Here is a 12,007-nt window from a genome sequence, read left to right on the forward strand (position 1 = left end):
AGAGAATTAAAGGAAGACGAGCCTATGGCAATCGAATTATTGACTCCCTTTACCAAGGTAGAGTTGGAGCCAGAAATCAAGGAGAAAAAACGCAAACAAGTCGGGATTTTAGGGGGGAATTTTAACCCTGTTCACAATGCCCATCTTGTTGTGGCGGACCAAGTACGACAACAGTTGGGGCTGGACCAGGTCCTACTTATGCCCGAATACCAACCACCTCATGTAGATAAAAAGGAAACCATCCCCGAGCACCATCGGCTCAAGATGCTTGAGTTGGCGATTGAGGGGATTGAAGGCTTAGCCATTGAAACTATTGAGCTGGAGCGCAAGGGCATTTCCTACACCTACGACACTATGAAGATTTTGACAGAGCAACATCCAGATACGGATTATTACTTCATTATCGGGGCTGATATGGTGGATTATCTGCCTAAGTGGTACCGAATTGATGAACTGGTTGACATGGTTCAGTTTGTGGGGGTTCAGCGCCCACGCTACAAGGCTGGGACTTCCTATCCAGTTATCTGGGTGGATGTGCCTCTCATGGATATTTCCTCCAGCATGGTGCGTGACTTTCTTGCTCAAGGTCGGAAACCCAACTTTCTCCTACCTCAGCCAGTGCTAGACTACATCGAGAAGGAGGGGCTCTACTGATGGCCTATCAAGACTATATCAACTGTTCTCGCGATGCTTTGTTGGGAAAAATGGCAGAGTTTCTACCTGAAAAACGCTTAACCCATTGTCTGGGTGTAGAGCGTGCGGCTATAGAGCTCGCCCAGCGATTTGGAGTCGATGCTGAGAAAGCGGGTCTAGCAGGCCTTCTTCATGATTATGCTAAAAAGCTGTCAGATCAGGAATTTCTAGACTTGATTGACCGTTACCAATTAGACCCTGACTTCAGAAATTGGGGTAATAATGTCTGGCATGGCATGGTTGGTATTTACAAGATTCAGGAAGATTTGGATTTGCATAATCCAGAAATCCTGCGAGCTATTGAAATCCATACAGTCGGTGCTGGTCAGATGACCGATCTAGATAAAGTCATCTACGTCGCAGATTATATCGAGCACAATCGTGCCTTTCCAGGTGTGGATGTGGCGCGTGAAATTGCTGAGCTATCGCTCAATAAGGCAGTGGCCTACGAAACAGCTCGTACCGTGGAGCATCTAGCTCATCAGGGATTCCCCATCTATCCCCAAACCATTGAAACCTATAACGCCTTTGTGCACTTTTTGAAAGAGGACTAAATGAACGAAAAAGAATTACTAGAACTAGTCGTGAAAGCGGCTGATGAGAAACGTGCGGAAGATATCCTGGCACTTGATGTACAAGATTTGACCAGTGTTACAGACTACTTTGTTATCACTAGCTCGATGAATAGCCGTCAGTTGGACGCTATCGCTGATAATATCCGTGAAAAAGTAGCCGAAGCTGGTGTTAAAGGCAGCCATGTCGAAGGTGATGCAGCTGGAGGCTGGGTCTTGCTAGACCTCGGTGGTGTCGTCGTGCATATCTTCTCAGAAGAAATGCGTGCCCACTATAACCTTGAAAAACTCTGGCATGAGGCAGATTCAGTAGACATTTCAGAAGCCTTGGTATAGGAGATGAACTCAGTTGCAGTAAACGGGGTTTCTTTGCTTATTTTAAAAGGAAAGTGATAGAAAGGATTTGAACCCGTCCTGTAATCGTCGGAAAATAGATAGCCTTTCTTGGAGCTCGGCTCCATCGTCAGGCTCCTAATTTTCTATCGAATTACGGGCGGACTTGGTATCATGATTTATGGCGACATATGAAACCTTTGCGGCTGTATACGATGCTGTGATGGACGATAGTTTATACGACAAATGGACGGATTTTTCTCTGCGTCATTTGCCTAAGACCAAGGAGAGAAAGAAACTCTTGGAATTGGCTTGTGGGACAGGCATCCAGTCTGTGCGCTTTTCTCAGGCTGGTTTTGAAGTGACTGGACTGGACTTGAGCGCGGATATGCTGAAGATTGCTGAGAAAAGAGCAGCTTCAGCCAAGCAAAAGATTGATTTTATGGAAGGCAATATGCTGGATTTGTCCAAAGCAGGGAAATACGATTTTGTGACTTGTTATTCGGACTCAATCTGTTACATGCAGGATGAGGTGGAAGTAGGGGACGTCTTTAAGGAAGTATATAATGCCCTCAACGAAGATGGTGTCTTTATCTTTGATGTGCATTCGACCTACCAAACAGATGAAGTTTTTCCAGGCTATTCTTACCATGAAAATGCGGAAGATTTTGCCATGCTCTGGGATACCTACGAGGACGAAGCCCCTCACTCTATCGTGCATGAGTTGACTTTCTTTATCAAGGAGGTTGATGGTTCCTTTAGTCGCCACGATGAGGTACACGAGGAGCGTACATACGAAGTCTTGACCTATGATATTTTGCTGGAACAGGCTGGTTTCAAGTCCTTCAAACTCTATGCGGACTTTGAGGACAAGGAGCCGACTGAGACCAGTAGACGTTGGTTTTTTGTCGCACAGAAGTAGGAGAAAATATGGCAGGAGGAGACTTTTGTTTACTAGTATTTAATTTATTTTATTTTGGATATTACTGCATAAAATTTAGAGTAAAATTAATTACGGAAATAATAGCAGGATTTAAAAGTAGTTTTGATTTTTTACATAAAAACATATCTTTTGACAACTGGAAAAAAGGTCTGGCATCAATTTTAGGAATCATTATTATTGTATTTCCTTTAATATTATGGTTAATTCTCTTAATTTAAAAAAAACCTTTATTGTTTTTAAAGAAGATTGTAGATTATGAAATTGATAATAAATTTGAAGTCTTAAAATATCTTCTATTTCCTATGAATTTAGCATATATTTCTATAAGATATGCGGAAATCTTGCACATAACATATAATTCTATAAATACTTTAATCAATTTTAAGGATAGAGTTTTAGATTTAGTTCAAAATGTAATAGTTGTTTTAGCTCCGATGTTAATTATATTATTTTTTATCTCTCTTTATAATAAACTTTCAAAAGGAGATAAAAATATTTTCAACGAATTACAGAAATATTATCTTATTTGGATGAAATTAATTGTATCACTCGTTATAATTGCTATAGTGATAGTAGCTTATATTATCACATTAGAGGATTTGAAAAACTATAATACACAGATTGATGCATATGCAATTATTCCATTATTTCTGGCTTCTTGTGTAACAGGATCGAAGATTATAATTTCTTTAATAAAAATAGTGGGAGATGATAAAAAATAATGACCATCACCGGTATTATCGCGGAGTTCAATCCTTTTCATAATGGCCACAAATACCTGCTAGAACAAGCAGATGGGCTGAAAATCGTTGCCATGTCTGGAAATTTCATGCAGAGGGGCGAGCCGGCTATCGTTGACAAGTGGACACGGGCTCAAATGGCACTAGAGAATGGAGCGGACTTGGTAGTGGAATTGCCCTTTTTAGCCAGTTTACAAGCAGCGGATTTCTTTGGACAAGGAGCTGTGGATATCTTGACTCGGTTGGGCATTGATAGGCTAGCTTTTGGGACAGAGGAAGTTCTGGATTATCAGAAAATTGCTGACTTATACACAGAGCGAGGTGCTGAGATGGAGAGTTTTGTGGAAAATCTACCTGATTCACTCTCCTACCCTCAGAAAACCCAAGCTATGTGGAAGGAATTTGCAGGTCTAGATTTTTCAGGCAACACGCCTAATCATGTCCTTGCTCTGGCCTATGCCAAGGCGGTTGCAGGACGAAACATCAAGCTTGAGTCGATTCAACGTCAGGGAGCGGGGTATCATTCTGTGGACAAGGATGTGGACTTTGCCTCGGCGACAGCCCTCCGTCAGCACCAGAGGGACAAAGATTTCTTAGAATGCTTTATGCCTTCTGTTGACCTCTTTGAGCAGGCCAGTAAGGTGAGCTGGGAGGACTATTTTCCCTTGCTCCGCTATCAAATCTTGTCAAATCCAGACCTAACGACCATCTATCAGGTCAATCAAGAAATGGCTGTGCGCATCAAGGATGCTATCAAGAAGGCTCAGTCTGTTGACGAATTGGTCGAGGCGGTTGCGACCAAACGCTACACCAAGGCGCGTGTCAGACGCCTCTTGACCTATATCCTGGTGCAGGCTAGAGAAAGCGACTTGCCAGAAGCCATTCATGTCCTTGGCTTTACCGAAAAAGGCAGACAACATCTCAAGTCACTGAAAGAGCAGGTCCATCTAGTCAGCCGAATTGGCAAAGAACCTTGGGATGCTATGACTCAAAAGGCAGACCAGATTTACCAACTAGGACACCCAAGTATAGCAGAGCAGAATTTTGGCAGAGTGCCTATCAAAATAGAATTAAACTAAGTCTACTGAAAGGTAGGCTTTTTTATTGTATGTTTTAATGAAAATGTCATTTTTAAGAGTTAGAAAGTTTGTTTTGTGATTTCAGAACTTTCTTCTAAAATTCACACAAAACTCTTCAATTTGGGTTTGTGAAAATTGTTTTTTTATGATAGAATATTAAGGAATGTATGTCATTCGATAAACAAATTTAATGAGGTAAAAACATGGAAATCATGACACTTGCGATTGCTGTTTTTGCCGTCATCATAGGTTTAGTCATTGGATATGTCAGCATCTCAGCTAAGATGAAATCATCTCAAGAGGCTGCAGAGTTGATGCTTCTAAATGCTGAACAAGAAGCAACTAATTTACGAGGACAAGCTGAGCGCGAAGCGGATTTATTGCTAAATGAAGCCAAGAGCGAAAGCAAGTCTCTTAAAAAAGAAGCACTATTGGAGGCCAAAGAGGAAGCCAGAAAATACCGTGAAGAAGTGGACGCTGAATTTAAGTCAGAACGTCAGGAGCTCAAGCAAATTGAAAGTCGTTTGACGGAGAGAGCTACGAGCCTTGACCGTAAGGACGACAATTTGACGAACAAAGAAAAAACACTTGAACAAAAAGAACAAAGTATTTCTGATAGAGCAAAAAACCTTGATGCACGTGAAGAGCAATTAGAGGAAGTCGAAAGACAAAAAGAAGCTGAACTTGAACGTATCGGTTCCCTTTCCCAAACTGAGGCTCGAGATATTATCTTGGCTCAGACAGAGGAAAACTTAACCAAGGAAATTGCTAGCCGCATTCGTGAGGCTGAGCAAGAAGTGAAGGAACGTTCAGACAAGATTGCGAAAGATATCTTGGTTCAGGCTATGCAGCGTATCGCTGGTGACTATGTAGCAGAGTCAACAAACTCGACAGTTCACCTACCAGATGATACCATGAAGGGACGCATTATCGGTCGTGAAGGACGTAATATTCGTACCTTTGAAAGTTTGACAGGGGTAGATGTCATCATTGACGACACGCCAGAAGTGGTAACCTTGTCAGGATTTGATCCGATTCGTCGTGAAATTGCTCGTATGACCATGGAAATGTTGCTCAAAGACGGCCGCATCCACCCAGCTCGTATCGAGGAGTTGGTGGAGAAAAACCGTCAAGAGATTGACAATAAGATCCGCGAATACGGTGAGGCTGCTGCCTATGAGATTGGTGCGCCAAACCTTCATCCAGACTTGATGAAGATTATGGGACGCTTGCAGTTCCGTACTTCTTATGGACAAAATGTCTTGCGTCATTCGATTGAGGTTGCTAAGTTATCTGGTATCATCGCCAGTGAACTTGGTGAAAATGCAGCTCTTGCCCGTCGTGCTGGATTCCTTCATGACATCGGGAAAGCTATTGACCGCGAGGTTGAAGGTAGCCATGTTGAGATTGGTACAGAGTTGGCTCGTAAGTACAAGGAACACCCAGTTGTAGTGAATACCATTGCTAGCCACCACGGCGATGTCGAAGCCGAAAGCGTCATTGCAGTGATCGTTGCTGCAGCAGATGCCTTGAGTGCAGCGCGTCCAGGTGCTCGTAGTGAATCGCTTGAAAGCTATATCAAGCGTCTCCATGACTTGGAAGAAATCGCCAATGGCTTTGAAGGAGTGCAAAACAGCTTTGCTCTTCAAGCAGGACGCGAGATTCGTATCATGGTTAATCCAGGACAAATCAAAGACGACAAAGTCACAATCTTGGCTCACAAAGTTCGTGAGAAAATTGAAAACAATCTCGATTACCCAGGAAATATCAAGGTAACCGTGATTCGCGAGCTTCGTGCAGTAGATTATGCTAAATAAATAAGAAAGAGCAGTTGAAATATTACTGCTTTTTTGTTACACTAGATAGAAAGACTGTAGAAGGATAATTGACACTATTATCAGTATCCGAGAGAAATTTCGCTTTATTTCACAGACTAACTAAAGGAGACATAATGGCAGACCGAGGCTTGCTAATCGTTTTTTCTGGTCCTTCAGGAGTTGGGAAAGGAACGGTTAGAAGAGAGATTTTTGAGAGTTCTGAGAATCAATTTCAATACTCTGTATCGATGACGACGCGTGCGCAACGTCCTGGTGAAGTGGACGGAGTGGACTATTTCTTCCGTACTCGTGAAGAGTTTGAAGAGCTGATCCGTCAAGGTCAGATGTTGGAATATGCAGAATATGTCGGTAACTACTATGGAACTCCTCTGACCTATGTCAACGAAACCCTAGATAAGGGAATCGATGTCTTTCTTGAGATTGAAGTCCAAGGAGCTCTTCAGGTTAAGAAAAAGGTTCCAGATGCTGTCTTTATCTTTTTAACGCCACCAGACTTGGATGAATTGCAAGATCGTTTGGTAGGTCGTGGAACAGATAGCGCTGAAGTGATTGCCCAACGAATCGAAAAAGCCAAGGAAGAAATTGCCCTCATGCGTGAGTATGATTATGCCATTGTCAACGATCAGGTGCCCCTCGCTGCTGAACGTGTCAAGCGTGTGATCGAAGCAGAACACTTCCGTGTGGACCGTGTCATTGGTCACTATCAGGAGATGTTGCCAAAATCTCCAACTACTCGATAAACTATAGGAAACAGGTACAAGCAAATGATGTTAAAACCCTCTATCGATACCTTGCTAGACAAGGTGCCATCAAAATATTCACTCGTAATCTTGGAAGCAAAGCGTGCCCACGAACTAGAAGCAGGTGCGCCAGCAACTCAAGAGTTTAAGTCTGTAAAATCAACTCTTCGCGCTTTGGAAGAAATCGAGTCAGGAAACGTTACGATTCACCCAGATCCAGAAGGAAAACGTGAAGCGGTTCGTCTCCGTATCGAAGAAGAAAAACGCCGCAGAGAAGAAGAAGAAAAGAAAATCAAAGAGCAAATTGCTAAAGAAAAAGAAGATGGTGAAAAAATTTAAGGTTGGGGGGGACTCAATCTTATTTTTTCTATTGCAAGAATGTACTGACAAGAAGGAGGTGAGAAGATGGCTATCGCAAAGATTATCGTGGATGTTCCCCTTATGCAGACGGACCAGCCCTATAGTTATAAGGTCCCTGAGGAATTTGTAGAGATGCTGGAAGTCGGTATGCGGGTTCATGTCCCCTTCGGCAAGGGTAATCGTTTGATACAAGGGATTGTGCTTGGCCTGGAGTCCCAGTCGGATGAAGAGATGGAAGGTCAGGACTTGAAGGAGATTGCAGAGGTGCTAGACTTTTCTCCCGTCTTGACTCAAGAGCAACTCTGGCTGGCTGAGGAGTTACGCAAGTCTGTCTTTTCTTATAAAATCTCCATTCTAAAAGCCATGTTGCCGGGATTTTTAAACTCCAGTTATGATAAGATTCTCTATCCTTTGGAAGGCCTAAGTCAGGCAGACAAAGAGCGTCTGTTTGGTTCCGAAGATTCGCTAGCCTTTTCTTCTCTAGACCTTGCTAAACAGGCAGAAATGATGCGCTTGACCAGGAAAGTTCTGCTCCGCTTAGAATACCAGGCAGTCGATCAAAAGAAGGTCAAGACCCAGTCTTGGTATGAAGTTGATGCCACTCAGCTAGAGAAGATCGAGATTTCTGCGCGTGCTAAGAAAAAAGCAGAGCTGAGAGACTATTTGCTGTCTCATCCTGAGAGTGCTCCTCTGGCTAGTTTGTTAGAGTCCTACTCACGCGAGCAAGTCAACTTCTTTGTGGAGCAAGGAGCTGTGTCCATAGTCCAAAAGGAAGTGCAACGCTCAGCCGCTTATTTTGAAGGCATTGAAGCCAGCCAACCTTTGGAATTGAATCGGGAACAAAGACAGGCGCGTGATGCGGTTGTCAGTGCTATTGGCAGTCAACAGCCTCCATTCCTCCTTCAAGGGATTACAGGAAGTGGGAAAACGGAGGTTTATTTGCAGATCATCCAAGGAGCCTTGGACAAGGGTAAGACAGCTATTTTACTGGTTCCTGAGATTTCTCTGACGCCACAAATGACGGAGCGGTTCATTGCTCGTTTCGGCGACAAAGTAGCCATTCTTCATTCAGGCCTGTCTAATGGTGAAAAGTACGATGAATGGCGCAAGGTCGAACGTGGAGATGCTCAAGTTGTTGTTGGAGCCAGATCGGCCATCTTTGCTCCTCTGAAAAATCTGGGTGTCATCATTATCGATGAAGAACATGAAGCCAGTTACAAGCAAGACAGCAATCCGCGTTACCATGCTAGAGAGGTCGCCATTTTACGGGCTCAGTACAATCAAGCAGCCCTAGTCCTTGGTTCAGCAACACCGAGCTTAGAGAGCCGTGCGCGGGCTGGAAAAGGCGTCTACCAACACTTACGTCTGACCCAACGGGCCAATCCTTTAGCCACTATTCCTGAGGTTCAAGTGATTGACTTTCGGGACTATATCGGGCAAAACGAGACATCAAACTTTACCCCTCCTTTGCTAGAAGCTATCCAAGACCGACTGGATAAAAAAGAGCAGGTAGTCCTCATGCTCAACCGTCGGGGCTATTCTAGCTTTGTTATGTGTCGGGAGTGTGGGACTGTGGATACTTGTCCCAACTGTGACATTTCTCTCACTCTCCACATGGATACCAAGACCATGAACTGCCATTACTGTGGCTTTTCGAAGGGAATTCCTCATGTCTGTCCCAACTGTCAGAGTCGCAGCATTCGCTACTACGGTACAGGGACTCAGAAAGCTTACGATGAGCTGGCAGAGCTCTTTCCTCAGGCACGCATTCTGCGGATGGATGTGGATACGACCCGCAAGAAAGGCAGTCACCAAGCTCTTCTTGACCAGTTTGGCCAAGGTGAAGCAGATATCTTGCTGGGAACTCAGATGATTGCCAAGGGCTTGGATTTTCCAAATGTGACCTTGGTCGGAGTGCTCAATGCAGATACGGCCTTGAATCTGCCTGATTTCCGTTCTTCTGAGAGAACCTTCCAACTCTTGACCCAGGTGGCTGGTCGTGCAGGTCGAGCGGAAAAGGCTGGGCAGGTCTTGATCCAGTCTTACAATCCTGAGCACTATGCCATTCGATTTGCCAAGGAGCAGGATTATGAAGGCTTTTACGCCTATGAAATGAGCATCAGGCGCCAACTCGGCTATCCGCCTTATTATTTCACTATTGGGATTACCCTCTCTCACAAGAAAGAAGAAGAGGTTGTCAAACGTGCCTATGAAGTTATGGGAATTTTGCGCTCAGGTCTATCGGAAACTAGTAAAATCCTGGGTCCAACGCCCAAGCCCATTGCTCGTACCCACAACCTTTATCATTACCAGATTTTGATTAAATACCGTTTAGAAGATGAGCTGGGTCCAACCCTCAACCAGGTCTTGGCCTTGACTCAAGAACGTGAAAATAGCGAGCTTCGTCTCAGCATTGACCACGAACCGCAGCAATTTTTATAAGAAGGAGAAGAAATGACAAAACTAATCTTTATGGGGACCCCTGATTTTTCAGCGACAGTTTTGAAGGGGTTGTTATCAGATGATTGTTACGAGATTCTAGCTGTTGTGACCCAGCCAGACCGCGCTGTCGGCCGTAAAAAAGTGATCCAAGAAACTCCAGTCAAGCAGGCTGCAAAAGAAGCAGGCCTTCCTATTTACCAACCAGAAAAATTATCTGGAAGCCCAGAGCTGGAAGCCATTATGAATTTAGGAGCGGATGGGATTGTGACCGCTGCTTTTGGGCAGTTCCTCCCAAGTAAACTTCTTGATAGCATGGACTTTGCGGTAAACGTTCACGCTTCCCTCCTTCCAAAACACCGTGGTGGTGCACCCATTCATTATGCCTTGATTCAAGGGGATGAGGAAGCTGGTGTGACCATTATGGAGATGGTTAAGGAAATGGATGCAGGAGATATGATTTCTCATCGTAGCATTCCTATCACTGATGAGGATAATGTCGGCACCTTGTTTGAGAAATTAGCGATTGTTGGTCGTGACTTGCTCTTGGATACCCTGCCTGCCTATATCGCTGGGGAGATCAAACCTATGCCTCAGGACCCAAGCCAGGTCACTTTCTCGCCAAATATCAAACCAGAGGAAGAAAAGTTGGACTGGAATAAGACTAACCGTCAACTCTTCAACCAAATCAGAGGGATGAATCCATGGCCTGTTGCCCACACTTTTCTCAAGGGAGACCGCTTTAAGATTTATGAAGCTCTACCAGTAGAAGGTCAGGGAGCTCCAGGTGAGATCCTCTCTATTGGTAAAAAGGAATTGATTGTCGCAACGGCAGAAGGGGCTCTGTCTCTCAAACAAGTGCAGCCAGCTGGTAAGCCTAAGATGGACATTGCTTCCTTCCTCAACGGAGTGGGACGGACGTTGACTGTAGGAGAACGATTTGGTGACTAAAGTAGAAACGGCTAGAAGTCTAGCTTTGGCAGTTCTAGAGGATGTTTTTATCAACCAAGCATACTCCAATATTGCCTTAAACAAACACCTTAAAGGCAGTCAACTCTCAGTAGCAGATAAGGGGTTGGTGACAGAGATTGTCTACGGTACGGTAGCCCGAAAACTGACTCTGGAATGGTACCTGTCCCACTTTATCGAAGACCGGGATAAGCTAGATAACTGGCTCTATATCCTGCTCCTTCTGAGCGCTTACCAACTTCGGTATCTGGATAAGATTCCTAATCACGCTGTAGTCAATGAAGCGGTAGAACTAGCCAAAGCCCGTAAAAAAGGCAGTGAAAAATTAGTCAACGCCGTCCTTCGTCGTATCTTGCGAGAAGGCTGGCCAGATATTGACAGCATCAAACGAAAAAATAAGCGTGATTCCATTGCCTATTCTCTCCCAGTTTGGCTAGTGTCTAAGCTCAAGGAAGAATACGGTGAAGAGCGAGCACAAGCCATCTTTAAAAGTCTCTTGGTGCGCAGCAAAGCCAGTATTCGTGTAGCCGATTTGAGCCGAAAAGAGGAAATCAAAGCCGTGTTAGAGGCGACCGATTCCCCTTTGGCAGCCACTGGTCTGGTCAAGGAGCAGGGACACTTTGCGGGACATGATTTGTTTTCAGAGGGTGCTATAACCATCCAAGACGAGTCCAGTCAACTGGTTGCTCCGACTCTTGATCTACAAGGTGATGAACAGGTCCTAGATGCCTGTGCCGCTCCGGGTGGGAAAACAGCCCATATGGCTTCTTACCTCACATCCGGTAAGGTGACGGCTTTGGATCTTTATGATCATAAGTTGGACTTGATCCAAGAAAATGCGGAGCGTTTAGGTGTGGCAGATCGGGTTCAAACACAAAAGTTGGATGCCAGAAAAGTGCATGAGTTTTTTGGTCGGGACTCTTTTGATAAGATTTTGGTAGATGCTCCCTGTTCTGGGATTGGACTTTTACGCCGCAAACCAGACATCAAATACAATAAAGAAACAGCAGATTTCACATCCTTACAGGAAATTCAGCTGGAAATATTAGGTAGTGTTTGTCAAACGCTACGAAAAGGTGGTATAATAACTTATAGTACCTGTACTATTGTCTCTGAGGAGAACTTTCAAGTCGTTGAGGCGTTTTTAGAAAGTCATCCCGAGTTCGAGCAGGTTAAACTAGAACACGAATGTAAAGATATCCTGAAAGATGGCTGCATCCTGATCACTCCTGAATTGTATGGAAGTGATGGATTCTTTATCAGCCAATTTCGCAAGATATCAGAATAGGAAGGAACTGACA

Annotated in this window: 13 protein-coding genes; all 13 read left to right on the plus strand. The window is 44.2% G+C overall.

Annotated elements, in window-relative coordinates; genetic code table 11:
* Window positions 1–24: 24 nt before the first annotated feature.
* The 13 genes from P8P68_RS09220 to rsmB all read left to right on the plus strand — a co-directional run bounded on the left by P8P68_RS09220 (window position 25) and on the right by rsmB (window position 11,994).
* Window positions 25–654 (plus strand): nicotinate-nucleotide adenylyltransferase, encoded by a 630-nt coding sequence (locus P8P68_RS09220; protein WP_000963714.1) that lies wholly within the window; start codon window positions 25–27, stop codon window positions 652–654.
* The gene (yqeK, locus tag P8P68_RS09225; RefSeq protein WP_000331211.1) at window positions 654–1,247 is read left to right on the plus strand and encodes a bis(5'-nucleosyl)-tetraphosphatase (symmetrical) YqeK; all 594 of its coding nucleotides are present in this window, start codon (window positions 654–656) and stop codon (window positions 1,245–1,247) included. Before P8P68_RS09220 ends, yqeK begins: the two co-directional genes overlap by 1 nt.
* Entirely contained in the window at window positions 1,248–1,601 is a 354-nt protein-coding gene (gene rsfS / locus P8P68_RS09230) for a ribosome silencing factor (RefSeq protein ID WP_001003010.1), read from the plus strand.
* 178 nt (window positions 1,602–1,779) lie between these two features.
* A complete protein-coding gene (locus tag P8P68_RS09235) occupies window positions 1,780–2,520 on the plus strand; it encodes a class I SAM-dependent methyltransferase (RefSeq protein ID WP_000257063.1) in 741 nt (246 codons plus the stop codon).
* A gap of 8 nt (window positions 2,521–2,528) precedes the next feature.
* Window positions 2,529–2,759, plus strand: coding sequence for a hypothetical protein (locus tag P8P68_RS09240; RefSeq protein WP_278275921.1), 231 nt, complete (start codon window positions 2,529–2,531; stop codon window positions 2,757–2,759).
* A gap of 84 nt (window positions 2,760–2,843) precedes the next feature.
* Window positions 2,844–3,263 (plus strand): hypothetical protein, encoded by a 420-nt coding sequence (locus P8P68_RS09245; RefSeq protein WP_278275922.1) that lies wholly within the window; start codon window positions 2,844–2,846, stop codon window positions 3,261–3,263.
* On the plus strand, window positions 3,263–4,360 hold the full coding sequence (locus tag P8P68_RS09250; protein ID WP_000156368.1) for a nucleotidyltransferase: 1,098 nt from the start codon (window positions 3,263–3,265) through the stop codon (window positions 4,358–4,360). Before P8P68_RS09245 ends, P8P68_RS09250 begins: the two co-directional genes overlap by 1 nt.
* 203 nt (window positions 4,361–4,563) lie before the next feature.
* Window positions 4,564–6,177: a ribonuclease Y gene (locus P8P68_RS09255; protein WP_000404959.1), complete on the plus strand. Its 1,614-nt coding sequence runs from the start codon at window positions 4,564–4,566 to the stop codon at window positions 6,175–6,177.
* A gap of 134 nt (window positions 6,178–6,311) precedes the next feature.
* Window positions 6,312–6,938 (plus strand): guanylate kinase, encoded by a 627-nt coding sequence (gmk, locus tag P8P68_RS09260; RefSeq protein WP_000775041.1) that lies wholly within the window; start codon window positions 6,312–6,314, stop codon window positions 6,936–6,938.
* A 24-nt stretch (window positions 6,939–6,962) separates the two neighbouring features.
* The gene (gene rpoZ, locus P8P68_RS09265) at window positions 6,963–7,277 is read left to right on the plus strand and encodes a DNA-directed RNA polymerase subunit omega (RefSeq protein WP_278275923.1); all 315 of its coding nucleotides are present in this window, start codon (window positions 6,963–6,965) and stop codon (window positions 7,275–7,277) included.
* 66 nt (window positions 7,278–7,343) lie between these two features.
* On the plus strand, window positions 7,344–9,740 hold the full coding sequence (locus tag P8P68_RS09270) for a primosomal protein N' (RefSeq protein WP_139689437.1): 2,397 nt from the start codon (window positions 7,344–7,346) through the stop codon (window positions 9,738–9,740).
* A 12-nt stretch (window positions 9,741–9,752) separates the two neighbouring features.
* Complete coding sequence (fmt, locus tag P8P68_RS09275) at window positions 9,753–10,688, plus strand: methionyl-tRNA formyltransferase (protein ID WP_278275924.1); 936 nt, start codon at window positions 9,753–9,755, stop codon at window positions 10,686–10,688.
* Window positions 10,681–11,994 (plus strand): 16S rRNA (cytosine(967)-C(5))-methyltransferase RsmB, encoded by a 1,314-nt coding sequence (gene rsmB / locus P8P68_RS09280; protein ID WP_278275925.1) that lies wholly within the window; start codon window positions 10,681–10,683, stop codon window positions 11,992–11,994. Before fmt ends, rsmB begins: the two co-directional genes overlap by 8 nt.
* Window positions 11,995–12,007 lie beyond the last annotated feature (13 nt).

Source organism: Streptococcus sp. D7B5 (assembly GCF_029691405.1).
In the GTDB taxonomy this organism is placed as follows: Bacteria; Bacillota; Bacilli; order Lactobacillales; family Streptococcaceae; genus Streptococcus.

Coding starts and splice junctions, on each gene's coding strand:
- rpoZ (WP_278275923.1), top strand. CDS start 6,963: ATGATGTTAAAACCCTCTATCGATACCTTGCTAGACAAGGTGCCATCA.
- P8P68_RS09245 (WP_278275922.1), top strand. CDS start 2,844: ATGAATTTAGCATATATTTCTATAAGATATGCGGAAATCTTGCACATA.
- yqeK (WP_000331211.1), top strand. CDS start 654: ATGGCCTATCAAGACTATATCAACTGTTCTCGCGATGCTTTGTTGGGA.
- P8P68_RS09240 (WP_278275921.1), top strand. CDS start 2,529: ATGGCAGGAGGAGACTTTTGTTTACTAGTATTTAATTTATTTTATTTT.
- gmk (WP_000775041.1), top strand. CDS start 6,312: ATGGCAGACCGAGGCTTGCTAATCGTTTTTTCTGGTCCTTCAGGAGTT.
- P8P68_RS09270 (WP_139689437.1), top strand. CDS start 7,344: ATGGCTATCGCAAAGATTATCGTGGATGTTCCCCTTATGCAGACGGAC.
- P8P68_RS09255 (WP_000404959.1), top strand. CDS start 4,564: ATGGAAATCATGACACTTGCGATTGCTGTTTTTGCCGTCATCATAGGT.
- P8P68_RS09250 (WP_000156368.1), top strand. CDS start 3,263: ATGACCATCACCGGTATTATCGCGGAGTTCAATCCTTTTCATAATGGC.
- fmt (WP_278275924.1), top strand. CDS start 9,753: ATGACAAAACTAATCTTTATGGGGACCCCTGATTTTTCAGCGACAGTT.
- P8P68_RS09220 (WP_000963714.1), top strand. CDS start 25: ATGGCAATCGAATTATTGACTCCCTTTACCAAGGTAGAGTTGGAGCCA.
- rsfS (WP_001003010.1), top strand. CDS start 1,248: ATGAACGAAAAAGAATTACTAGAACTAGTCGTGAAAGCGGCTGATGAG.
- P8P68_RS09235 (WP_000257063.1), top strand. CDS start 1,780: ATGGCGACATATGAAACCTTTGCGGCTGTATACGATGCTGTGATGGAC.